Origin of the sequence: Streptomyces sp. NPDC012825 (assembly GCF_042900925.1) — a bacterium.
Classification (GTDB): domain Bacteria; phylum Actinomycetota; class Actinomycetes; order Streptomycetales; family Streptomycetaceae; genus Streptomyces.
In genome coordinates, this window is the sequence record NZ_JBIBBZ010000018.1 from 14,405 (window position 1) to 35,947 (window position 21,543).

At 73.5% G+C, this 21,543-nt stretch carries 21 protein-coding genes and 1 pseudogene; 7 read left to right on the forward strand and 15 right to left on the reverse strand.

The genetic code is table 11. The features are described from left to right. Position 1: 1 nt before the first annotated feature. The 8 genes from ACFY7E_RS27270 to ACFY7E_RS27305 form a co-directional block, all read right to left on the reverse strand. Positions 2-877, reverse strand: coding sequence for a geranyl diphosphate 2-C-methyltransferase (locus ACFY7E_RS27270; protein WP_389489290.1), 876 nt, complete (start codon positions 875-877; stop codon positions 2-4). Positions 878-892: 15 nt separating this feature from the next. Next, a complete protein-coding gene (locus ACFY7E_RS27275) occupies positions 893-2,128 on the reverse strand; it encodes a family 2 encapsulin nanocompartment cargo protein terpene cyclase (RefSeq protein ID WP_389489292.1) in 1,236 nt (411 codons plus the stop codon). A 109-nt stretch (positions 2,129-2,237) separates the two neighbouring features. Beyond that, the gene (locus ACFY7E_RS27280) at positions 2,238-3,647 is read right to left on the reverse strand and encodes a family 2B encapsulin nanocompartment shell protein (protein ID WP_389489294.1); all 1,410 of its coding nucleotides are present in this window, start codon (positions 3,645-3,647) and stop codon (positions 2,238-2,240) included. A 247-nt stretch (positions 3,648-3,894) separates the two neighbouring features. After that, the gene (locus ACFY7E_RS27285; RefSeq protein WP_389489296.1) at positions 3,895-4,245 is read right to left on the reverse strand and encodes a GNAT family N-acetyltransferase; all 351 of its coding nucleotides are present in this window, start codon (positions 4,243-4,245) and stop codon (positions 3,895-3,897) included. A 157-nt stretch (positions 4,246-4,402) separates the two neighbouring features. Continuing rightward, positions 4,403-5,020, reverse strand: a complete 618-nt coding sequence (locus tag ACFY7E_RS27290; RefSeq protein ID WP_389489298.1) for a hypothetical protein — start codon at positions 5,018-5,020, stop codon at positions 4,403-4,405. After that, positions 5,005-6,699, reverse strand: a complete 1,695-nt coding sequence (locus tag ACFY7E_RS27295) for a serine/threonine-protein kinase (protein ID WP_389489300.1) — start codon at positions 6,697-6,699, stop codon at positions 5,005-5,007. The genes ACFY7E_RS27290 and ACFY7E_RS27295 overlap by 16 nt, the downstream gene beginning before the upstream one ends. 114 nt (positions 6,700-6,813) lie before the next feature. After that, the gene (locus tag ACFY7E_RS27300; RefSeq protein ID WP_389489303.1) at positions 6,814-8,682 is read right to left on the reverse strand and encodes an RICIN domain-containing protein; all 1,869 of its coding nucleotides are present in this window, start codon (positions 8,680-8,682) and stop codon (positions 6,814-6,816) included. A gap of 81 nt (positions 8,683-8,763) precedes the next feature. Further along, positions 8,764-11,313, reverse strand: coding sequence for a beta-glucosidase (locus ACFY7E_RS27305; protein WP_389489305.1), 2,550 nt, complete (start codon positions 11,311-11,313; stop codon positions 8,764-8,766). 275 nt (positions 11,314-11,588) lie between these two features. Between ACFY7E_RS27305 and ACFY7E_RS27310 the strand changes: the two genes are divergently transcribed. Beyond that, complete coding sequence (locus tag ACFY7E_RS27310) at positions 11,589-12,152, forward strand: TetR/AcrR family transcriptional regulator (protein ID WP_389489487.1); 564 nt, start codon at positions 11,589-11,591, stop codon at positions 12,150-12,152. Between the two features lie 22 nt (positions 12,153-12,174). Here the strand turns inward: ACFY7E_RS27310 and rpsR are convergent, their stop codons facing one another. Genes rpsR through rpmG form a run of 4 tightly spaced genes read right to left on the reverse strand, consistent with a single transcriptional unit; the run spans position 12,175 to position 14,058 of the window. Further along, positions 12,175-12,411: a 30S ribosomal protein S18 gene (gene rpsR, locus ACFY7E_RS27315; RefSeq protein ID WP_389489307.1), complete on the reverse strand. Its 237-nt coding sequence runs from the start codon at positions 12,409-12,411 to the stop codon at positions 12,175-12,177. A 47-nt stretch (positions 12,412-12,458) separates the two neighbouring features. Next, positions 12,459-13,610 carry a CobW family GTP-binding protein gene (locus tag ACFY7E_RS27320; protein ID WP_389489309.1) on the reverse strand — a complete coding sequence of 384 codons (1,152 nt, stop codon included), beginning with the start codon at positions 13,608-13,610 and terminating at the stop codon, positions 12,459-12,461. Continuing rightward, positions 13,610-13,855, reverse strand: a complete 246-nt coding sequence (locus ACFY7E_RS27325; protein ID WP_383438955.1) for a type B 50S ribosomal protein L31 — start codon at positions 13,853-13,855, stop codon at positions 13,610-13,612. Before ACFY7E_RS27325 ends, ACFY7E_RS27320 begins: the two co-directional genes overlap by 1 nt. Positions 13,856-13,893: 38 nt before the next feature. Beyond that, complete coding sequence (gene rpmG / locus ACFY7E_RS27330; protein ID WP_062750742.1) at positions 13,894-14,058, reverse strand: 50S ribosomal protein L33; 165 nt, start codon at positions 14,056-14,058, stop codon at positions 13,894-13,896. A 313-nt stretch (positions 14,059-14,371) separates the two neighbouring features. Here rpmG and ACFY7E_RS27335 point away from each other — a divergent pair, with 313 nt between their 5' ends. From ACFY7E_RS27335 to ACFY7E_RS27345, 3 genes and pseudogenes are all read left to right on the forward strand, one after another. Next, positions 14,372-15,067: a class I SAM-dependent methyltransferase gene (locus ACFY7E_RS27335; protein ID WP_389489313.1), complete on the forward strand. Its 696-nt coding sequence runs from the start codon at positions 14,372-14,374 to the stop codon at positions 15,065-15,067. A gap of 396 nt (positions 15,068-15,463) precedes the next feature. Further along, positions 15,464-16,144, forward strand: a pseudogene (locus ACFY7E_RS27340) (molybdopterin dinucleotide binding domain-containing protein); the annotation flags it as partial. Next, positions 16,141-16,707: a hypothetical protein gene (locus tag ACFY7E_RS27345; RefSeq protein WP_389489316.1), complete on the forward strand. Its 567-nt coding sequence runs from the start codon at positions 16,141-16,143 to the stop codon at positions 16,705-16,707. The pseudogene ACFY7E_RS27340 and the gene ACFY7E_RS27345, both read left to right, overlap by 4 nt. A gap of 109 nt (positions 16,708-16,816) precedes the next feature. Here the strand turns inward: ACFY7E_RS27345 and ACFY7E_RS27350 are convergent, their stop codons facing one another. Next, complete coding sequence (locus ACFY7E_RS27350) at positions 16,817-17,650, reverse strand: MBL fold metallo-hydrolase (RefSeq protein WP_389489318.1); 834 nt, start codon at positions 17,648-17,650, stop codon at positions 16,817-16,819. A gap of 147 nt (positions 17,651-17,797) precedes the next feature. On the opposite strand from ACFY7E_RS27350, the gene ACFY7E_RS27355 reads away from it, so the two are divergent. Further along, positions 17,798-18,247 (forward strand): hypothetical protein, encoded by a 450-nt coding sequence (locus ACFY7E_RS27355; RefSeq protein WP_389489320.1) that lies wholly within the window; start codon positions 17,798-17,800, stop codon positions 18,245-18,247. On the opposite strand, the gene ACFY7E_RS27360 is transcribed toward ACFY7E_RS27355, so the two are convergent. Both ACFY7E_RS27360 and ctaD read right to left on the reverse strand, forming a co-directional pair. Next, positions 18,221-18,634 carry a hypothetical protein gene (locus tag ACFY7E_RS27360; protein ID WP_389489323.1) on the reverse strand — a complete coding sequence of 138 codons (414 nt, stop codon included), beginning with the start codon at positions 18,632-18,634 and terminating at the stop codon, positions 18,221-18,223. The genes ACFY7E_RS27355 and ACFY7E_RS27360 overlap by 27 nt on opposite strands. Continuing rightward, the gene (gene ctaD, locus ACFY7E_RS27365; RefSeq protein WP_389489325.1) at positions 18,631-20,358 is read right to left on the reverse strand and encodes a cytochrome c oxidase subunit I; all 1,728 of its coding nucleotides are present in this window, start codon (positions 20,356-20,358) and stop codon (positions 18,631-18,633) included. Before ctaD ends, ACFY7E_RS27360 begins: the two co-directional genes overlap by 4 nt. A 312-nt stretch (positions 20,359-20,670) precedes the next feature. Between ctaD and ACFY7E_RS27370 the strand changes: the two genes are divergently transcribed. Both ACFY7E_RS27370 and ACFY7E_RS27375 read left to right on the forward strand, forming a co-directional pair. Further along, positions 20,671-21,153 (forward strand): SPW repeat protein, encoded by a 483-nt coding sequence (locus ACFY7E_RS27370; RefSeq protein ID WP_389489328.1) that lies wholly within the window; start codon positions 20,671-20,673, stop codon positions 21,151-21,153. Positions 21,154-21,312: 159 nt separating this feature from the next. Next, entirely contained in the window at positions 21,313-21,540 is a 228-nt protein-coding gene (locus ACFY7E_RS27375) for a DUF5133 domain-containing protein (RefSeq protein WP_389489330.1), read from the forward strand. The last annotated feature ends 3 nt before the right edge of the window (positions 21,541-21,543 follow it).

Consider the following 21,543-nt stretch of genomic DNA (forward strand, 5'->3'; position numbering starts at 1 on the left):
GTCAGACCCGGTCGGCCGCGATCAGGACGTACTGGAAGGAGCCGTCCTTGTACGACTCGATGAACGCCTCCTCGATGCCGGTGACCAGGGACGACGTGGCCCGCAGCTCCCAGTAGGGCAGGGTCGCCGGGGTCAGGTCGACGACGGCCTGCGGGACGAGCCGGTTGTCGGCCATCGCCCGCAGGTACTCACGGCGCGAGTGGATGTTGCACTCGAAGTGCGCGTTGATCTGCGAGACCCACTTCGACGGCTGGCCGTACTTCGGGTTCCAGCAGCCGGTGATGGTGACGTACCGGCCGCCGACCTTCAGGAACCGGGAGTGCTCGGCGAAGAGGTCGTCCAGGTCGACGTACATGCTCGACTCGTTGTTCCACGAGGCGGCGACGCTGCCCTTCTCGAAGGGGGTGTCGAGCATGTTGCAGACGCGGGCGCGGACGTGGTCGTCGATGCCCAGCTCCTTCGCGCGCCGGTTGCCGAACTCGGCCTGCGTGGAGGAGAGGGTGACGCCCTCGACCTTGCAGCCGAAGCGCTGGTGGGCCATGACGCTCGAACCGCCCCGGCCGCAGCCGGCGTCGACGAGGACGTCCTCGCGCCCGATGTCCCCGAGGTGGTCCAGGAGGACCTCGGTCTGCGCCGACTCCAGGCGGTGCAGCTCGGCGACGAGCTTCTTCTCGTACGCGCTGTCCTGCGGGTCCCCGAGGGCGGCGTGGTCGACGTCGCCGATGCCGTAGTGGTGGTGGTAGAGCCCGTCGACGTCGCCGAGGCGCAGGTTCACGGGCCGGGCCTCGGCGTTCCAGTAGCGCGCGATGTCGCCCTGGTAGGGGGTCGCGGGGCCGGGGACGAACGCGGCGGCGGTGGTCGTGTCGGTGCTGGTCACTGAGGTTTCCGTTTCTTACCAGAAGTCGGGCAGGCTGTAGCGGTAGGTGTTGGTCCGGTGCCAGTGGTGGTTGCCGTCGACCCACACGGCCACGCCGCGCAGGAAGCGCAGCACGCTCGGGGCGGGGCAGGCGGCGGCCAGGGCGGCGGCCTCGGTCTCGAAGTCGCGCATGAGGTCGTTGTGGACCTCGATCGCCTTCAGGTAGGCGTCCTTCTCGGAGAGCGACTCGCGCTCGGCGAGCACCACGGGCAGGTTCAGGTGGCGGCCTGGACTGTCGAGTTCCTTGGTGTACGAGTACAGGTCGTTGACGATGGTGCTGGCGTTGCCGGCGAGGGCGAGGACCCGCTGCATGGCCGGCTGGGCGTGCAGGTCGGCGGGGAGTTCGTAACCGCCGATGGTGTCGGTGATGGTGGGACAGGGGCGGAAGTTGTTGAACTGCCGCATCGCGAGGTACTCCCACACCTCCGGCAGGTGGTCGGTCTCGGCCCAGGCGGCCTCGGCGAGGTAGCCCAGGTGCAGCCGGGCCATGTCGTGCCGGTACCGGTCGGCCTGGGAGGGGGTGGCCTGCCGGACGAAGTACTCCATGGCGGAGCGGTACGCGCGCCGGGGGGCGTCCGAGTGGAGCGACTCCGCCCACTGCGGCTGGTAGGCCGATGTCGTGTGCAGCGGGTCGAGGGCGGTGTGGGCGAGGAGGAGACGGCCGCCGAGGCCGACGGGGGAACCTCCGTGGTCCTCGCAGTAGCAGTCGTCGACCGCGTTCTCGGCGACCATCAGACGGGTGGCGACCATCAGGTGGTCGACGGTCGGGGCGTCGGGGTGGCAGGCGACCATGTAGCGGCCGACCAGGAAGCCGTCGAACTCCCCTTCCCAGTCGTCGGGGAACAGGTCGACCTCGTCCACCGCCCACTCCTTGATGCGGCGGCTGACCTCCGCCACGCGGGCGGAGTCGGGCTCCGGCACCGGGTGGAAGTAGAGGCCGGGGATCGGACGCCCCTCCGCCGGGTCCGCCGGTTTTCGCGGTGCGGGGGGCTCCGTGCGCGGGACGAGGGAGAGGCCCGCCGTGCCCAGGCCGCTGGGGCCGCGCAGGATCCGTTCGAGGGCGGGCCGGGGCGGCGCTTCGGGGATGTCTTCGTGCAGGGGTGGCGGGGCGGCCGGGATGCCCCCGGGGGCGGGGACGGTGGGCAGGGTGAGTGCGTGGGACGCGGCCGTGGGCAGGCTCGGCCGCAGGGGGGAGGACCCGGGCTCGGGCATCCGTGACTCCTTGGAGGGATGGGCGGGCCGCCCGGTTCCGGGCGTGCTCGCCCGGCCCGGGGGCTCCGGGCCGTGCTGGACGGGCGGGTGCGCGCGGGGCGCCGGGGCCTCAGCGCCTGCGGGCGATCTCCACGTTCTCCAGGACGCCGAGCGCGTTGGGCACCAGGACGGCGGCGGAGTAGTAGGTGGTGACCAGGTAGGAGATGATCGACTGCTCGTCGATGCCCATGAAGCGGACCGAGAGGCCCGGTTCGTACTCCTCCGCCAGGCCGGTCTGCCGCAGGCCGATGACGCCCTGGTCGTCCTCGCCGGTGCGCAGGGCCAGGATCGAGCTGGTGTTCTCCGCGCTGATGGGGATCTTGTCGCAGGGCAGGATCGGGACCCCGCGCCAGGACCGGACGCGCCGGCCGTCGAGGTCGACCTGCTCGGGGTAGATCCCGCGGGCGTTGAGCTCGCGCCCGATCGCCGCGATCGTCCGGGGGTGGGCGAGGAAGAACCTGGTGCCCCGGCGGCGGGTGAGCAGCTCGTCGAGGTCGTCCGGGGTGGGCGGGCCGGAGTGCGGCTGGATCCGCTGCTTGAAGTCGGCGTTGTGCAGGAGGCCGAACTCCCGGTTGTTGACCAGCTCGTGCTCCTGGCGCTCGCGCAGCGCCTCGACGGTGAGCCTGAGCTGCTCCTCGGTCTGGTTCATCGGGCCGTTGTAGAGGTCGGCGACGCGGGAGTGGACCTTGAGGACGGTCTGGGCGACGGAGAGTTCGTACTCGCGCGGCGCGAGCTCGTAGTCGACGAAGGCGCCCGGCAGCGCGACCTCGCCGGTGTGGCCGGACGACATCGGGATCGCGGCCTCGCCGTACTTGTTCCGCGGCCGGTCCGCCCGGGAGCCGAACTCCCGTACATGGGCATGGAGACCGGGCGCCGAGGCCAGGACGGCGGCGAAGTCGGCGCGGGAGAGGGTGAGCAGGGTGCCGGCGGTCTCGGCGGTGGCGGTGCGGTCCCAGGCGGCACCGACGCCGAGGAGGGCGTTCTCCCCGAAGTGGTCGCCGTCGGCGAGGATGGCGACGGTGTCCTCGCCGCCGTACTTGCCGGGGGAGGTCTGGCCGATCCGGCCGTGGGCGATCAGGTGGACGCCCTCGGCGGGGTCGCCGTGCCGGGCCAGCACCTCGCCGGCGCGGAAGTCGCGCTGGACGCACCGGGCGGCGAGGGCGGTCAGCACCTGTTCGTCGTCGAAGCCGCGGAGGAGGGCCAGTTCGCCGAGTTCGCGCGGGATGACCCGGACCCGGGTGCCGTCCTGGACGAACTCGACGCGTCCGTCCCCGACGGTGTGACTGAGCCGGCGGTTCACCCGGTAGGCGCCGCCCCTGGTCTCCACCCAGGGGAGCATCCGGAGCAGCCAGCGGGAGGTGATCTCCTGCGTCTGCGGGGCGGACTTGGCCGTGTGGGCGAGCCTGCGGGCGGCCGCGGTGCTCAGACTGGACTGGCGGGGCGGCTCCAGCCGCACGTCCGGGCGGTCGTCAACGGTCATCGGACGGGCTCTCTTCCACGAAGGCGGTGATCGGCGCCCGGGCGCGTCACACCGCCGCAAGGAGAAACGGGGTGCGGAGATCCGGCGGTTCGCCCTGATCCCGGGGAACAGTAACGGCCGGCGCACCCGGTCCACCTCATGAGAACGGTGCCTTTACCTCCATGCAGTGATCTTGATCCGAACAGGGTTTACCTGCCCGAACATAGGTTTTCGAGCCATCCGCTCGCGTGTCGGCCAATGGCCGGGGTCAGCGCCCCAAGCGGGCGTCCAGCCACTGGAGGACCTCGGGGGTCACCGGGTCGGTGATGTCGGCGAACTCCTCGTGCTTCTTCAGGAACTTCGCCACGTACGGGCAGACGGGGACGACGCGCATGCCGGAGGCCCGCACGTCGGTGAGGGCCCGCTCGACGAGGATCCCGGCCAGGCCCCGGCCCGCGTAGGCGTCGTCGACCTCGGTGTGGAAGAAGACCCGCCGGTCGTCGCGGTCGCGGTAGGCCGTCAGGCCGGCGCGCTCGCCGTCGACGAGGATCTCGTAGCGGTGCCGGGCGTCCACGCGGCGCACTTCGGGGGCGTCGGGGGCGGGGGCCTGCTGGGTCACGGGGGTGCCTTTCGGGTGACGCGGGAGGGCGGGGGGCGGCCGGGCCCGGTCGCCCGCGCCGCACGGGTCCGACGATATCCACGCGGCCGTGACGGCGCCTCGGCGGTCGCCGTGCCGAACCGGAGGCGGGCCGGCTCCGACCGCGTCGCCGGGTTCGCTACCCGCAGCGGTACGTGAGGGTCCCCTCGGCCGTGCGGGCGGCGGGCGACGTGATCACCAGGCGCGCCGCGGCCCGGTGGGTGCCGGGTCCGTGGAAGGTCCACAGGAGGTGGAGCCGGGCCTCCTCCTGCCCCGGGGCCAGGGTCTCGCGCAGGGGCGCGGACCGGGTCCCGTCGCTGCGTTCCCAGTGGTACGTCAGGGTGCCGGGCCGGCCGTCGGTGCGCACGACGCCCACGACGTCCGCCGTGCCGTCGCAGCCGAGCGGGCGCCCGGGGACGGTGACCGCGACGTCCCGCACCGCCGCCCGGGGGCCGTACGCGCGCCAGGCGAGGAGGAGCAGGACGGCGGCCAGGACCAGCGCGGCGGGCGCGTAGCGGCGGAGCCGCCGGGGGCGGGCCGGACGCGGCGGCGGGGTGCCGGGCAGGGTGCCGTGCCAGATCTGGACCGCGGTGGGGGTGTTCCCGGCGCGGTGGACGGCGGCCGCGGTCACCCCGGGGCCGAAGCGCAGGACCTCGCCCTCCCGCCGGTCGGGCTCCGGGCCGGGCACCGGCCCCTCGAACCAGTGGCTGCCGAGTTCGGTGGCGCTGTAGTCGTCGTCGTTCACGAGATCACGCACCGCCGGACGAAGACCTGCTGGAGGGAACCGCCGTTCGCGGCGGCCGGATCGGTGGTCGCGCGCGCTCCCCAGTAGCAGCCGGAGCCCCGGAAGGCGTGCGGGAGCGTCAGGGTGTACCGGGTGTCCCCCTCGCGCCGGAAGGTCTCGGAGCCGTCCGGCGCGCCCGGCGACCCCTTCTCGTCGCCGGTGGACCACTCGACGAGGAGCGTCACCGGCCCCGTGCCGTCGGTCGTGATCTCGACGGTGGCCTCGGCGGTGGTGGACCCGGTCTGCCGCAGGCCGGTGACGGAGACGGCCGTCACGGAGGCGGGCGGCGTCGTCGGGGGCGTGGTCGGCGGGGTGGTGGGTGGTGCGGTGGGCGGGGTGGTCGGAGGGGAGCCGGTGGGTGCGGCCGGCGAGGTCGGCGGGGTCGACGTCGGCTCCGTGGCCGGAGCGGCCGGGGTGGGCGTCGCGGTCGGCGTGCCGTCCGTCGGTGAGGGGGCGTCCGGCGGGGCGGAGGGCTCCGGATCCGTCGAAGTAGCGGTCGGTGTCGGTGTCGGTGTGGGCGTGGGGGCCGAGGAGGGAGAGGGCGGCGCGCCCGGGTCCGGCGGGAGCGTGCTCAGTGCGGTGTACGTCGTCGCGAAGGCCTGCGCGGCCCGGTCCCCGTCCGGCTCCCCTCCCCCGGCCCGCGCGGCGAGGGCGAGCAGCAGTGCCAGGACGAGCGCGGCCGCCCCGGCGGGCAGGCCGCGGGGAAGGCGGCGCCGGAGGCGCGGCGCCCTCGGCCGGACGAGCGTGGTCGTGGCGAACGCGGTCGCGCCCCGGACCGTACCGCCGGAGGAGGGGAAGAGCAGCGGCAGGAGCGCGGCGAGGGCCGCCAGGCGGCCGCGGCCCCGCTCCTCCCAGTCCGGGCCGTACGCGGCGGTGGCGACCGACTCCAGTTCGCCGACGAACGCGGCGGCGTTCTCCGGCCGTTCGTGCGGCGCCTTGGCCAGTCCCCGCCGGATGAGCGGGCGCAGCGGCTCCGGCGCCTCTCCGTCGGGGACGGGTGCCTCCAGGTGCTGGAGGGCGAGTTCGGCGAAGTTGTCGCCCGCGAAGGGCTTGCGTCCGGTCAGGCACTCGAAGAAGGTCGCGGTCGCCGCGTAGACGTCGGCCGCCGGGGAGGCGGGGGCGCCGTTCCACTGCTCGGGCGCCATGTAGGCGGGCGTCCCGGCGACGCCGGGGCTGCTGTCGTGTCCGGTCGCGATCCCGAAGTCGACCAGCTTGGACGAGCCGTCGGCGGCGACCAGGACGTTCCCGGGCTTGTAGTCGCGGTGCACGACGCCCGCCCGGTGGGCGGCGGCGAGGCCCAGGAGCGAGCCCTTGAGCACCACGAGCGCGGCCTCGGGGCCGGTCGCGCCCTCCCGGGCGAGGAGGGCGCTCAGCGCGACGCCGTCCACCAGCTCCATCACGATGGCCGCGCCGTGCGGCGCCTCGACGTACTCGTAGAACCCCACGACGTACGGGGTGTCCAGCGCGCCGAGCAGCCGGGCCTCGGACCGGAAGGCGCGCACGAACGACTCGTCCGAGCGGAGCCGCTTCCCCAGGTGCTTCACGGCCACCGGCGTGCCGGTCGCGTCGTGCACGGCGAGCACCACGCGCCCGCCGGCGCCCGCCCCCAGCTCCCGGGTCTCCGTGTACCCCGGGACCACCCACGCGTTCATCCCCGCCCCCTCCCCGGCGCCGTGACGGCCCCTTTCCCCAGGGACAGATTCTCGCCACGGCCGGTTCCGGGGAAGGGGCGGGGAGACGACGGGAAGGAGGCGGCGGTGCCGGGGTCAGCCCGTCAGGGTGAACGTCTGGGCGGCCGAACCGTCGCAGGGCTGCTGGGAGAGCCGGGCCCCGTGGGCGGTCGAGGCGTTGTCGACGGCGAGGCACTTGGCGCTGTGGCGGGCGACGAAGCGGTACCGGCCGCCGGTGCCGACGGCCTCGGGCCGCCACTGCTGGTTGGTGCCGCCCACGTAGCTCCAGAGGTGGACCCTGACGCCGGCGGCGGTGGCGCCGGGGCCGCCGTCGACGTCCCAGACGCGGGAGTTGAACTGGTTGACGACCTGGTGGTAGCCGTCGCCCGTGGGGCGGAACTGCCACTTCTGGTTGGTGCCGGTGGTGCAGCCCCACTGCTGGAGCGCGGTTCCGTCCGCCGTACCCCAGTCGGCGGCGTCCAGGCAGGCGCCGCTGCCTGCGTTGGCGACGCGGTACCAGGCGGCCGGGTCGACCGGACCTCCGGGGGTGCCGCCGCCGGTCCAGACGACGGTCGCCACGGCGCCGGCCGGGAGGGTGTGGACGAGGGACCTTCCGCCCTCGGTCAGGGAGAAGCGCCGGTCGCTGCTCGCGGTGTTGACGACGTAGGCGGCGAAGGAGCCGTCCGGGTTCTGGAAGACGACGTTCTGCACGCCTCCGGCACCCTGGCTGGTGGAGCCGATCCGCGTGGCGCCGGGCCTGACGAACTTGCTGACGTGGCCGAGGACGTAGTACTCGGCGTTGCGGGTGACGTCGCCGTTCTCGATCTCGACGACGCCGTTGCAGCGGTTGGTGCAGTGGCCCTGGTGGGGACCGCCGTTCCGGTCGAGGGCGAGGTTCCAGTTGACGACGGTCTCGCCGCCGTTGCGCATGTTCTGCACGACGAGGTTCTCCGCGTGCCACCGGAGGGTGTCGGCGAAGGTGGTGGCCGTGTTCGCGCTGTCGGTGCCGGAGCACTCGGTGAAGAAGACGCGCTTCCCGGCATTGACAACCTGCTGCTGGGCGGAGGGCTGCCCGCCGTAGCAGTGGAAGGCCGCCCCGATGACGCGCTGGATCCCCTGCGTGGCGGCGAAGACCTCCAGCGGGTAGTTCGGGTGGTCCCAGTTGTGGTCGTAGGCGAGGACGCTGGTGGGCAGTCCGGCGGCGGTGAGGGTCCGGTCGAGGACCTTGAGGAACGCGGCCTGTTCGGCCGGGGTCATCGACATCGACGGGTAACTGGTGGCGAACTCGGGCTCGTTCTGGACCGTGAGGTCGGTGAGGGTGATGCCCTGCTGCCCGTACGCCTTGATCGCCTTGACCAGGTAGTCGGCGTACGCCTGGTGGTGGTCGGTCCTCAGGCCGCCGCCGTTGAGCGAGTTGCCGGTCTTCATCCAGGCGGGCGGCGACCAGGGCGAACCCATGAAGCGGATCGAGGGGTTGAGGGCGGTCGCCTGCTTGACGACCGGGATGATCTCCCGCTGGTCGCGGGCGAGGGAGAACGAGCCCTTGGTGTCCTCGTACGTGTAGAAGCCGCCGGAGTTGAAGTCGGTGCTGCCCAGCGGCTGACGCAGGTAGTTCAGTCCGATGCCCTCGCTCGGGGAGAAGAGCGACTTCATCAGGTCGGCCCGCTTGTCGGCGGGCAGGCTCTGGACGAGGTGGGCGGACGCCTCGGTGACCGAGGCACCGGCGCCGGTGAACCTCTGTCCCCTGCTGCCGGGATCGACGCGGATGTCGACGGGCTGGACCGTACCGGTGAAGGGGACGGTCTCGGCGGCGAGCTTCCGGGTTCCGTCCGGGGTGGTGACCCAGACCTGGGCGGTGGGGTCGGCGGCCCGGGCGGTGCCGGCGCCGGTGGCGCCGAGACACGCGACGGCGAGGACGAGTGCGGCGCCCGCGGCGCGGGTCCGTGCGGTCGTTCGGTGGGACACGGTGCGGCTCTCCTTCGGTGGGGGGACCTGACACGAGGGGGTGGTGCGTCCGTGCGGAACGTGGCGTGTGGGGTACGGGCGTCAGCCGAGGTCGAGGTCGAGGTCGAGGTCGAGCGTCAGGCGCGGGTCGCGGCTGGAGCGGCCGACGCGCAGGCGGCGGCGTCCGGCGGCCGTGCGCCAGGTCCGGTGCTCCTCGTCCCAGGTCTGGAAGACCCGCAGGGGCAGGGTCAGGGTGACCGTCGCGGTGCCGCCCGCGGGGACCTCGGCGACGGCGAACCCGGCCAGGACGCGGACGGGTTCGCCGGGGGCGTCGTCGGGGGCCTCCAGGTACGCCTGGACGACCTCCCGTCCGGTCCGGAGGCCGGTGTTGGTGAGGGTCACCGCGATCCGGGGCCCGTCGGCCGGGCCGGTGGCGGGCGCGGACGGTGCGAGGGCCTCGGCATGGTCGTAGGACCAGGTGGTCCAACCGAGTCCGTGGCCGAAGGGGAAGGCGGGTTCGGTGCCGGCGCGGTCGTAGCCGCGGTGGCCGATGTGGAGGCCCTCGTGGTAGTCGAGGACGCCGTCGGCGGGGACGGCGTCGGGGACCGGGACGTCCTCGGCGCGAGCGGGCAGGGTCCAGGGCAGGCGGCCGGAGGGTTCGGCGCGGCCGAACAGGACGTCGGCGAGGGCGTGTCCGGCCTCCTGGCCGGGCAGCCACGCCCAGAGCAGGGCGGGGACCTCGTCGGCCCAGGGCAGCAGGACCGGGGCGCCGGCGTTGACCACCACCACGGTACGGGGGTTGGCCGCGGCCACCGCGCGCACGAGGCGGTGCTGCTGCGGGGTCAGTTCCAGGTCGGGGCGGTCCCAGCCCTCGGACTCGACCTCCTCGTTCGTCCCGACGACCACCACGGCGACGTCGGCCGCGCGGGCCGCTGCGACGGCCTCGGCGATCTCGTCCTCGACGCCGGGACCGGGCGGCAGGTGGCGCACGTGGGCGGTGACGAAGCGGCCGTAGGCGTCGGCGTCGACGACCCGGAGGTCGATCCTCAGGTCCAGGCGCACCGGTTCGGCGTCCACCCGCACGGTGCGGCGGTGGGTCCCGGGGTGGCTGTGGCGGGACTCCAGGATCAGTTCGACGCCCCGGTCGTCCTCGCCGGTGTGGACCGGTGTGCCGTCGAGGGTGACCGTGAAGCGTCCGGCGCAGCCGAACTCCAGGAGGTGCTCGCCCGGTTCGGCGAGGGTGATCCGGCCGGTCAGGACCACGTCGGTGACGCCGTCCGGCACGCCGAAGACCCCCCAGTCGCCGGTGCGGCGGACCTCCTCGCCCAGCGGCGTGCCGTCCTCGGACAGGTACGCGGCGCGCATCCCGGTGAGGAGCGCGGGGTCGGCGAAGGGGGCGTGCCGCCGGGACGAACCGCCCCGGTGCACGGTCAGTCCGACCCCGTCCGGCAGGGCGGCCCGCAGCCCCTCGGCGTACCCCACCGTGCGGACGGCGGGGACGTGGGCGCTGCCGCCGCCCTGGAGGTACGGCTCGACGGCGTTCGGCCCGATCAGCGCCACGCTGCCCAGCCGGCCCGGGTCCAGGGGGAGAAGGGCCCCTTCATTGCGCAACAGGACGGTGCCCCGGGTGAGGACCTCGCGCAGCGCGGCGAAGTCCGCCTCGCCGACCGGTGCGGGCGCGGGCGCGGGCGGCAGGGGCGGGGGCTGCTCGCCGGGCGTCCAGGGCTCGGTGAGCTTGCCGACCCGGGCGGCGAGCCGCATGAGCCGCAGGACCTTGTCGTCGACGACCGCCTCGTCCACCTCGCCGCGGCGGACCGCCTCGACGAGGGCGTCTCCCCACGGTCCTTCGGGACCGGGCATCACCAGGTCGAGGCCGGCGAGGGCGGTGGCCGCGGTCGTGCGGGCGGCTGCCCAGTCGCTGATCACCGCCCCGTCGTAGCCCCACTCGTCCTTCAGGACGCCCCGCAGGATCCGCCGGTGTTCGAGGAGCGGGGCCGACTCGGTGCCGTCGTCGAGTCCCGAGTACGCGCCCATCACGCTCCACGGCCCGGTCTCGGCGAGGATGCGCTCGAACGGGGCGAGGTAGACCTCGCGGAGGGTACGGGGGTCGATCCTGGCGCGGTACCTGGTCCGGTCCGTCTCGGAGTCGTTCGCGACGAAGTGCTTCAGGCAGGCGGCGACGCCCTCGCCCTGGAGTCCCCGCACGATCGCCGCGCCGAGCGCGCCGGAGAGGAGGGGGTCCTCCGAGAGGCACTCGAAGTGGCGGCCGGCGACCGGGGTGCGCTGGAGGTTGACCAGCGGGGCCAGGACGACGTCCACCTTCTTCCGGCGGGCCTCGGCGGCGAAGACGCGTCCGAGGCGCTCGGCGAGCTCCGTGTCCCAGGTGGCGCCGGTGGCGCTCGGGGCCGGGGCGAGGAGGCCCGTCTCGCCGGGCACCTCACCGGTCCCCCGCACGCCCTGCGGGCCGTCGGAGGTGACCACGGGGTGGAGTCCGAGCCTCGGTTCCCCGTGCAGCGCCCACAGGGTCGCCCCGGTCAGCAGCCGCACCTTGCTCGTCAGGTCCAGGGCCTCGACCAGCGCGGCCCGGCGGCTCTCGTCCGCCGCCTCCGGCCGGGCCGGCGGGGCGGAAAGCGCGGGCGACAGGGCAGACATGGGGATCCCCTCCAGCCGTGACGACAGTGTGCCGTCGTGGTGACGGCGTGCCGTCATGGTGACGGCGTGCCGTCATGGTGACGGCCACATGAAAGCACACCCGCTAAGTACTTAGTAAGTGGTCTGCCTCACACTCCTCCGAAGCGCCTCCCGAGCCGGTCTCCCGGCTTCCGGGGGCACCTATGCTGGCGCGCGTGAGCGACAACCCGGTAGGTAAGACGAAGCGCCCGCCCCGTACGCCCCGCAGCGCGGAGGCCAAGCAGCGGCGGCAGGACATCCTGCACATCGCCATGGACACCTTCGCCGCCCGCGGCTACCACAACGCGCCGATCCAGGAGATCGCCGACCGCGCCGGACTCACCCAGGCCGGGGTCCTGCACTACTTCCGGACCAAGGCCCAGCTGCTCACCAGCGTCCTGGAGCTCCGCGACCAGTCCGACATCGAGCAGCTCGGGCCCGAGCGGCCGCGCGGGACGGAGTTCCTGCGCCACCTCGTCGACACCGCCCGCCGCAACGCCGAGCGCGAGGGCATCGTGCGCCTGTACGCGGTGCTCTCGGCCGAGTCCGTCACCGACGACCACCCCGCGCAGACCTACTTCCGCGACCGCTACACCGGGCTGCGCGCCTTCGTGGCCGACGCGCTGCGCGAGGCGGGCGGCCTCGCCGACGACGACGCCCGCGTCGAGCCGGCCGCGAGCGCGATCATCGCCGTCATGGACGGCCTCCAGGTCCAGTGGCTCCTCGCGCCCGACGCGGTCGACATGGCCGTGTCGACGGAACTCGCCCTGGACTCCCTCCTCGCCACGCTCGCGCCGGACCGCTTCCCCGCCGGGGGGTGAGCGGGCCCGGTCACGACCGGCGTCAGCGGCTCGCGTACGGCAGCAGGGCCATCTCGCGGGCGTTCTTGATCGCGGCGGCGAGGGCCCGCTGCTGCCGGGCGGTCACGCGGGTGACGCGCCGGCTGCGGATCTTGCCGCGATCGGAAATGAACCTGCGCAGCAGGTCGGTGTCCTTGTGGTCGATGTACGTGATCCCGGCCGCGTCCAGCGGGTTGGGACGGGTCTTGACGGGCTTGCGGGGCTCGGGGCGTCGGGCCACGGGGGTCTCTCCTTGGACGGGCGGGTCGTACGTGTCGTGCGGCGGGGTCAGGCGGCGTCGAGGAGGGGGGCGAAGGCCGCGGGCAGGCGCTTCCACTCCTCCGGCCCCGACGCGTACTCCGCGTCGGTCAGCAGGCAGGAGTCGAGGAGCCGTTCGAGGCCGTCCCGGTCGAGGCCGGGCGAGGTGAAGACGAGGTGCTGGCAGCAGTCGCCGTGGTCGGCGTGCCAGTCGAGCGCGGCGGCCGCCCGGCGTACGGGCGGGACCATCTCCCAGGCCGCGTCCGGCAGCGAGGCGAGCCAGGGCCCCGCGCTCTCCACGCACAGCGCCCCGCCGGCCGCGTCCCAGGCGAGCAGGGTGTCCGGGCGGTCGGCGAGCCAGAACCGGCCGCGGCTGCGGGCCGCCGCGCAGCACAGGTCCTCCAGGGCCTCGTAGAGGCGCTCGGGGTGGAACGGCCGCCGGCGGTGCCAGACGAAGGTGGTCACGCCTGCCTCGTCGGCCTCCTGGGGCAGGAGCGCGCACGCGGGGTGCTGGGCGGCCGCGGCGGCCTCGACGTCGAAGCCCGCGAACGCGGCCCGGGCGAGGTCGGCCGAGGCGGCCGGCACGCGGCGGGCGGTGGGGTGCAGCTGGGCGAGGAGGGCGCGGTCCTCGTCGTCCGCCTCCGCGCTGTCGACCACGGCGAGGACGGGGGCGTACTCCAGCTGGCGGGCCCAGGTGTCGCCGACGGTCCGCCGATCGGTGGGGGCGGCGGCGAGCCCCGCCTCCGCGAGGTCGTCGCCGTTGGCGAGGTACGGCAGGACGAGCGCGGGGTCCACGGCGGTGATCACGCCCGTCACGGACAGGCGGTCCCCGCCGTGTCCGGCGACGACCTCGGCCATGGCCTTCGGCTCGACCGAGTCCCACAGCTCGACCACCGCGAGACGGGTGAGACCGTCGCCGGCCAGGCGTTCCAGCTCGGGGACGAGGTCCTCGCGCAGCGCGCAGCAGGCGCAGTCGTTCACCAGCGGCGTCTCACCGCGGGAGACGGGCCCGGAGGCGTCCCGTACGAGCCGGAGCACGGTGCCGTCGGGGGCCGAGGAGAGGTCGTGGTGGAGCGCCACGCTCCCCGGGACGGCCCGCAGGAGGCGGTCGACGACCTCCTTGCGGGCCTCGGCGTGGAGCCCGGCGACGATCACGACGGGGAGTTCGCGCACGTGCGCCATCAGCGGGCTCCGTAGCGGCGCTCGAAGCGTTCGACGCGGCCGGCGGTGTCGAGGACGCGGGCGGTGCCGGTGTAGAAGGGGTGGCTCGCCGAGGAGATCTCGACGTCGACGAGCGGGTAGGTGTTGCCGTCCTCCCAGTCGATCGTCCTGTCGCTGGTCAGGGTGGATCGGGTCAGGAAAGCGGTGCCGGAGGCGGAGTCGCGGAAGACGACGGGGCCGTAGGCGGGGTGGATGCCGGGCTTCACGGCGGGAACCTTTCGGACGGTGGGGCGAGGGGCCGGGGTCAGCGCTCTTCGCGGAAGTCGACGTGCCGGCGGGCGACGGGGTCGTACTTGCGCAGCACCATGCGGTCGGGGTCGTTGCGGCGGTTCTTGCGGGTGACGTAGGTGAAGCCGGTGCCCGCGGTGGAGCGGAGCTTGACGACCGGGCGGAGTTCGTTGCGTGCCATGGGGCCAGTATATGACAACGGTTTTCATTATCAAAAGTCGCTCGTCGCCGGAGCGAGGGGCGCCACGTCCGCCTCACCCTGAGCGCCGTGTCGGCCAGGACGGTGGACGTGAGGTCGCGCAGAAGCTCCGACCGGGCCGTCGCCTCCCTCGGGGACCGCCACAACCCCGGCTCGCGGTGCGTCCCGCCGGCCCCGCGCGGCGGGAATCGCGGGGGTCGGGTGCCGGACCCGGTCGAGCGGCCGGTGCCGGTGTTCCGACCGCCGGGGCGGCGGGGCCGGGAGCCCTTGTGGGCGCCCGCCCGCCGGTGGAACGATGCGACGACATCCGCCCGACCCGACCGGAAGGACCTCCGTGACCGACGAGCAGCAACGGCCCCCCGCGGCAGTCGTGTTCGACGCGCTGGGAGCGGCGTACGAGAAGGCGTTCGCCGACTCCGAGGCGCACCGGCGCTCGCTGGAGTGGCTGCTCGGTCGGCTCGCGCCGGGCAGCCGGGTCCTGGACGTGGGCAGCGGCACGGGCCGGCCCACCGCCGAGACGCTCGCGGGCGCCGGTCACGAGGTGCTGGGCGTCGACGTCTCCCCCGTCATGGTGGAACTGGCGGCCCGTCAGGTGCCGTCCGCCTCCTTCCGGTGCGTCGACGTCCGCGAACTGCCGCTCGACGTCGCGTCGTTCGACGCGGTCTGCGTGTACTTCTCCCTGCTCCAGCTCGACCGGAGCGAACAGGCGGACGTCGTCCGGCGGCTGGCGCGGGCGCTGGTGCCGGACGGACTCCTGGTCCTGGCCACCGTGCCGCTGGACGTGGAGGGCGTGGAGGGCGTCTTCATGGGACAGCCCGTGCGTGTGACCAGCTTCGGCGCGCCGGACCTCGTCGCCGTGGCCGAGGAGGCCGGTCTCGACGTGCTGGAGCGCGAGGAGACGCTGTTCACCCCGGCCCATCCGCACGCCGGTCCGGAACCGCACGTGTTCCTGTACTGCCGCCGGCGCCGGGCCGATACGACGGACGCCTGACGGCGCCACGGGAGCGCGCGCCGCGGACCGCGGCCGGACGTGTCCCGCCGGACGCCCGGCGGACCGCCGAGCCCGGTCCGCCGCGTCCGGTCCGCCGGGCCCCGGACCGCCGCGCCCGGACCGTCGAGGGGCTCCGGCGGTCTCCGACGCGGCACCGGGGTGGCTTCCGGAGCGGTCGCGTTAGAGGGCCGGGGGCGAGGGGCATCCGTGACCGGTCCGCAGGTCGCCCGGTGGAGGTCGTGATGGAGTCTTCGGTGGACCGGATCGCCGACCCCTGGGGCGGCCGCGTACCGCACGGGCGCCACGAGCCGTGGCCGGTCCGGGTGGACACCCACCTCGCCGAGGGCGTGGAGCCCGGCGCGGTGCAGCGCTGGGTGCAGGCCGCCTCGATCCTCCGACGTGTGCGAGAACTACGGCAAGGACCTGGTGACCGGAGCGGCGGACGGGGCGGTGGAGTACCGCTCCCTCCACCCCGACGGCAAGGCCATGATCAAGGCCGCCGCCTATCTGCCGCCGCACGAGGGCCCGAGCGAGGAGTACCCCTTCCAGCTGACCACGGGCCGGACCGTCTACCGGTTCCACACCCGCACCAAGACCGGCCGCGCGCCCCAGCTGAACGCGGCGGCCCCCGACGTGTGGGTCGAGGCCTCCGCGGAGGACGCGGCGCGGACCGGCCTGCGCGAGGGTGACCTGGTCGAGGTGCGCACCCCCCGCGGCGCCCTGCGGGGACGGCTGCGCGTCACCGGTCTGCGGCCGGGAGTGCTCTTCGTACCCTTCCACTACGGGTACTGGGACACCCCCGCCGGCGACGGTCCGGGCCCCGACACCCCGGGCCGTGCGGCCAACGAGACCACGATCACCGACTGGGACCCCGCGTCCAAGCAGCCGATGTTCAAGACGGCCGCGGCCTCGCTCACCCTCGTCGAGCGCGGTGACGGGACCCCGTCGCCGGCGCCTACCACCGCCGCCTCGGCCCCGGCGTCCCCGCGCGGCGTGCCGGCCACCGTCGGAGGGCCGGCCGCGCGCGTCACCCAGGAGCCGCACCCCGCCCACGACACGAAGGAGGACGACCGGTGAACGGCGTCACGCTCGTTCTGCGCGCCCTCCACCAGGGCGAACGCGACCTCGTCGACGGCCTCGTGGCCCTGGCCGAGCGGCACCGCGCCGAACACGAGGTCCATCACGTCGCCACCGACGTCGCCACCTGGTCCCGGGAACACGTCCGGCGCCTCGCCGACACGGCCGCCCACTACGGCCTCGACCTCGACGGCCCGGACTCCGGCGACCCGGACTCCGAGGGGCCCGACTCCGACGGCCCGGACCTCCGGGGTCCGGGCCTCGACGGTCCGCCCGGCGGCTCCTCCCCCGACCTGTTCGCGGCGCCCCGCAAGAAGGCGCCGGACCCCGCGGGCGGTCCGTCCGATCCCGGGCTGCTGCTCCTGCGCGACCTGCGCGAGGCTCATCTGGCCGCGGCGCACAACTCGCTGCACTGGGAGATGCTGGCCCAGGCCGCACAGGCCCTGAGGGACCACCGGCTCCTCGCGCTCGCCTCGTTCTGCCACCCCCGGACACTGCGGCAGATGCGCTGGACCAACACCATGATCAAGAACCTGTCCCCGCAGCTGCTCACCAGCCTGTAGGAAGCCCGTGGGACCCGCGTGAAAAGCCGCGGGCCGCGGACGCCACGGGGCCGCCGACCGCCGCGCGCTCCCGGCCCGCGGCCTTGCGGGCGGGCTGACGGCCGATGTCCTACGGGGCCGGGTGCCGCGCGGTCAGCACGGTGGTGCCGCCGGGCGGGCAGTGCACGAGGCGCTCGCCCAGGCCTTCGCGGCGCGCGGCGTCGAGGAAGGCGGAGAGGGACGACTTCATCACGGTGTACTCCTCGTAGTGCACCGGCAGGAGCCGGGCGGCGTCCACGCGGCGGGCGAGTTCGACGCCCTGTTCGGCGTCCATGGTGACGAGCATGCCGCCGGGCAGGGTGGTGCCGCCGAGGTGGAGGACCGCGAGGTCGATGCCGGGGAAGCGCCGGGGGATCTCGTCCAGCCCCTCGAAGAGCAGGGTGTCGCCGGTGAGGTACAGGTTGACGCCGCCGGGTCCGTCCACCTCCCCGAACTGCAGCAGCGTGCCCATGACGGGCGGAAGGAGCCGCCGCAGGACGGGGTGGCCGGCGTGCCGGGCCGGCAGGGCGGTGATCCGGACCCGGGTGGCCCCCTTGCGCAGGACCGTGTCCTCCCAGGTCCCGAGGCCGCGGGCGCGGCGGAAGCCGTGCAGCGTGTTCAGCCGGCGGGCCGCGTGGGGCGTGGTGAGGAAGGGGAGGCCGGAGTCCAGGCCGCGCCGCGCGACGCGGTCGAAGTGGTCCCCGTGCAGGTGCGAGAGGACGACGGCGTCCAGGGCGGGCAGCGCGTCGACCTCGCGCGCGGGATCGCGCAGGCGCCGGCTCACCAGGCCGTTCCCCAGATAGGCGTACTGGCCTCCGCGCAGGAAGTTGGGGTCGGTCAGCAGGGTCAGCCCGCCGTACCTGAGCAGGAGGGTGGCGTTGCCGATGAACTCGATCTCCAGGCGGTCCGAGCCGGACGGGTCCATGCCGGCCTCCTCGTGGGTGCGCTCGTGTCCCCGTGGTGCGCGCGTGCCCCGTTTCACCCTTTTCATACGATTCACACCGTCGTACGGGAGAGTGGGGCCGGACCCACCGGGTAGTCGCGGGTGACCCTTCCCGAGGAGATGAGCGCCATGGCGATCCACGTCGACCGGGGAACGGTCCCGCGCGTCCCGGACCGGTCCCACGTCCTGCGCCAGGGGGCGCACGACCAGATCCTGGGCCTGCTGATGCTGGTCACCTCCGTCGTGGTCCTGCTGTTCCCGATGGCCACGCAGGACGGGCCCAAGGACGCCCAGGTGAACGAGCTGGTGGTGGGGCTCGTGGTCGCCTTCGCCGCGAGCACGCGCCTGTACCGCGGCGGAGGGCTGTGGTCCGACGCGGTCGTGGGCGTCGCGGGCGCCTGGCTGATCGCCTCGCCGTTCGTCCTGGGCGCCCAGAACACCGCCGTCCACACGGCGGACCGCATGCTCTGCATCGTGGCCGGAAGCGTCCTGGTCGTCCTGAGCCTGGTGTCCGCGGCGGTCTGGTGGTCGGACCGCGCGGCCCGGCAGAAGTCAGCCGGCGCTTCTCACCGCGAGTGACACCACGACCGTCGCCGCACCGGCCGCGCCCAGCGCGGCGGCGAGCAGCCGACGGCGGAGGCGGTCGTAGCGGTCGCCGTACTCGCGGCGGAGTTCGTCCGCGCGCGCGACGGTGTCCCGGAGCATGCGGCGTCGCACGGCGAGGTGCTCCCCCGCGAACGCGCGGGCGATCTCCGACCGCTCCTGGGGCCCCAGCCACGGAAACCGGTCGGCGAAGACGTCGCCGGCCTCCGCGGCCTCGGTCCTGACCCGCCGCGCCAGGAGGTACCCCTCGAGCCGGGCGATGCCCGCGGCCGCCTCCGCCGTCAGGGCGCGCGGTTCGCCGCGTGCGCCGTCGCCGATTCGGCTCGCGGAGGCCCGCGGCTCCCCGGAACCGTACGCGGTCATGCGTCCCGGCCGGCGTCGGGGCCGCCGTGGGTGGCGGCGCCGGAGTCGTCGAACACGTCCCGCTTGTCCCCCTTGGCGTGGTCGAGGGCGGCGACCTCGGGGTAGTTGAGGTCGAAGGCGGGCGACTCGGAGCGGATGCGGGGGAGGGTGACGAAGTTGTGCCGGGGCGGCGGGCAGGAGGTGGCCCACTCCAGGGAGCGGCCGAAGCCCCACGGGTCGTCGACGGTGATGCGGGGGGCGGTCTTGGCGGTCTTCCAGACGTTGTAGAAGAACGGCAGGGTGGACGCTCCCAACAGGAACGCGCCGATGGAGGAGATCGTGTTCAGGGCGGTGAAGCCGTCGGCGTTCAGGTAGTCCGCGTAACGGCGCGGCATGCCTTCGGCACCCAGCCAGTGCTGGACGAGGAACGTTCCGTGGAAGCCGGTGAAGAGGGTCCAGAAGTGGACCTTGCCCAGGCGTTCGTCGAGCATCGTGCCGGTCATCTTGGGCCACCAGAAGTAGAAGCCGGCGAAGGTGGCGAAGACGACCGTGCCGAAGACGACGTAGTGGAAGTGGGCGACGACGAAGTAGCTGTCGGTGACGTGGAAGTCCATCGGCGGCGAGGCGAGGATGATGCCGGTCAGACCGCCGAAGAGGAAGGTGACGAGGAAGCCGATCGACCACAGCATGGGGGTCTCGAAGGAGAGCGAGCCCTTCCACATCGTGCCGATCCAGTTGAAGAACTTCACGCCGGTCGGGACCGCGATCAGGAAGGTCATGAAGGAGAAGAACGGCAGCAGGACCGCCCCGGTGGCGAACATGTGGTGCGCCCACACCGTCACCGAAAGGCCCGCGATGGCGATGGTCGCGGCGACCAGACCGATGTAACCGAAGAGCGGCTTGCGGGAGAAGACCGGCAGGATCTCGCTGACGATGCCGAAGAACGGCAGCGCGATGATGTAGACCTCCGGGTGCCCGAAGAACCAGAACAGGTGCTGCCACAGCAGCGCCCCGCCGTTGGACGGATCGAAGATGTGCGCCCCGAACTTGCGGTCCGCCTCCAGGGCGAACAGGGCCGCGGCCAGGACGGGGAAGGCCAGCAGGACGAGTACCGACGTCAGCAGGACGTTCCAGGTGAAGATCGGCATCCGGAACATCGTCATGCCCGGCGCGCGCATGCAGATGATCGTGGTGATGAAGTTGACCGCGCCCAGGATCGTGCCGAAACCGGCGAAGGCCAGACCCATGATCCACATGTCGCCGCCGACGTACGGCGTACGCTCCCCGCCGCTCAGGGGCGTGTAGGCGGTCCAGCCGAAGTCCGCCGTGCCCTGGGGGGTGAAGATGCCCGCGAAGGCGATCAGGCCGCCGAAGAGGAACAGCCAGTACGAGAACATGTTCAACCGGGGGAAGGCGACGTCGGGCGAGCCGATCTGCAGGGGCATGATCGCGTTGGCGAAACCGGCGAACGTGGGGGTGGCGAACAGCAGCAGCATCACCGTCCCGTGCAGGGTGAACACCTGGTTGTACTGCTCGGGCGAGACGATCTGCAGACCCGGCCGCGCCAGTTCCGCCCGGAGCACGAGCGCCAGCAGGCCTCCCAGCAGGAAGAACGCGAACGACGTGATCAGGTAGAGGTGCCCGATCTTCTTGTGGTCGGTCGTCGTCGCCCAGTCCACGACGACCCGCCCGGGGCCTCTTCCTTTCACGGGTACGAGGGTGGGCGGCTCCGTGGAGACGGTCATGGGAACTCCTGCGAAGGGCTTGGAGGAAAGCACACGTGCAGGGCGACCGTAGACCAACTTTTTCGGCGAACCGAACAAATGCGGGCACTCGGCTTAAAACACTTCATCCCATCGGCTGTGACCTGCGCTTTTCGACTGCCACGGGCAGGAAGCACCCACTTGGCGGGCGCGGAGGGCGACGTGCCGCACGCTCCCGCACGCCCCGCCGCCGGGTGACATCGACCAACAGAATGCCAAGAATGCTCCGATTGGGGCGTTTATGCCGTTTTTACGGGTAAGTGCTGGACAAGCACCGTCCTTCTGGAGGTCATCATGGCGTCGACCCATCGCGCGCCCATCGAAGAGCACCCCGACCTGATGGAGCTGCGGGCCCGGCACGACCGTGCCGCCGCCACCCCGCGGGCCCAGATGATCGAGGCCCTGGCCCTCGTCACCGGTCTGTATCTCGCCGCGTCACCCTGGATAGCCGGTTTCAACGGCTTCACCACCCTCGCCGTCACCAACCTCATCGCCGGCATCGCCTACATGCTGCTGCTCGGCGGCCTCGGCAACTCCTACGAACGCACCCACTCCATGGCCTGGGCCGCCGCGGCCATCGGCATCTGGACCTGTGTCGCCCCCTGGGTCGTCGCCGGGGACGTCGCCCACACCCGCTCCATCACCAGCAACCTCATCACCGGCGCCGTGGCCACCCTCCTCGCCCTCGCCGCCGCCTCCGCGGCCCGGGACCGCGCCGGCGACACGCGCGGCGGCTCCGGCGCGCGCGGACGCCGCGGGATGCCCGGCGACCACTGACGCCGCCCACGGGCGGTCCTGATCACGGCGCCGGACCCACCGGCGCGGACGCGAACGTCCCATCCCTCCGAGACACCCCGGACCGCACGGTTTCCGCCGCGCGGTCCGGGGCACACGCGCGAAACGGGATGTACCCCGTTCGGAGTAAGGAGACGGCTGATGCTGATGGCCCACCCCATGGTGCTGGAGAACCTCGTCGAGCAGTACGAGACGCTGCGGGCCCTGTACGCCGAGCAGGGTTCGGCCGAGGTGCGCCGTCAGCTCGAGGACGTCACCTACACCCTGTGCGTGTCCACCGGCACCCGTGACGCCGACGCCGCTCTGGTCGCCTCCCGCCGTCAACTGGCCCGCGCCCGCTCCGAGATCGACTTCGCGCTCGTCGGCTGACCG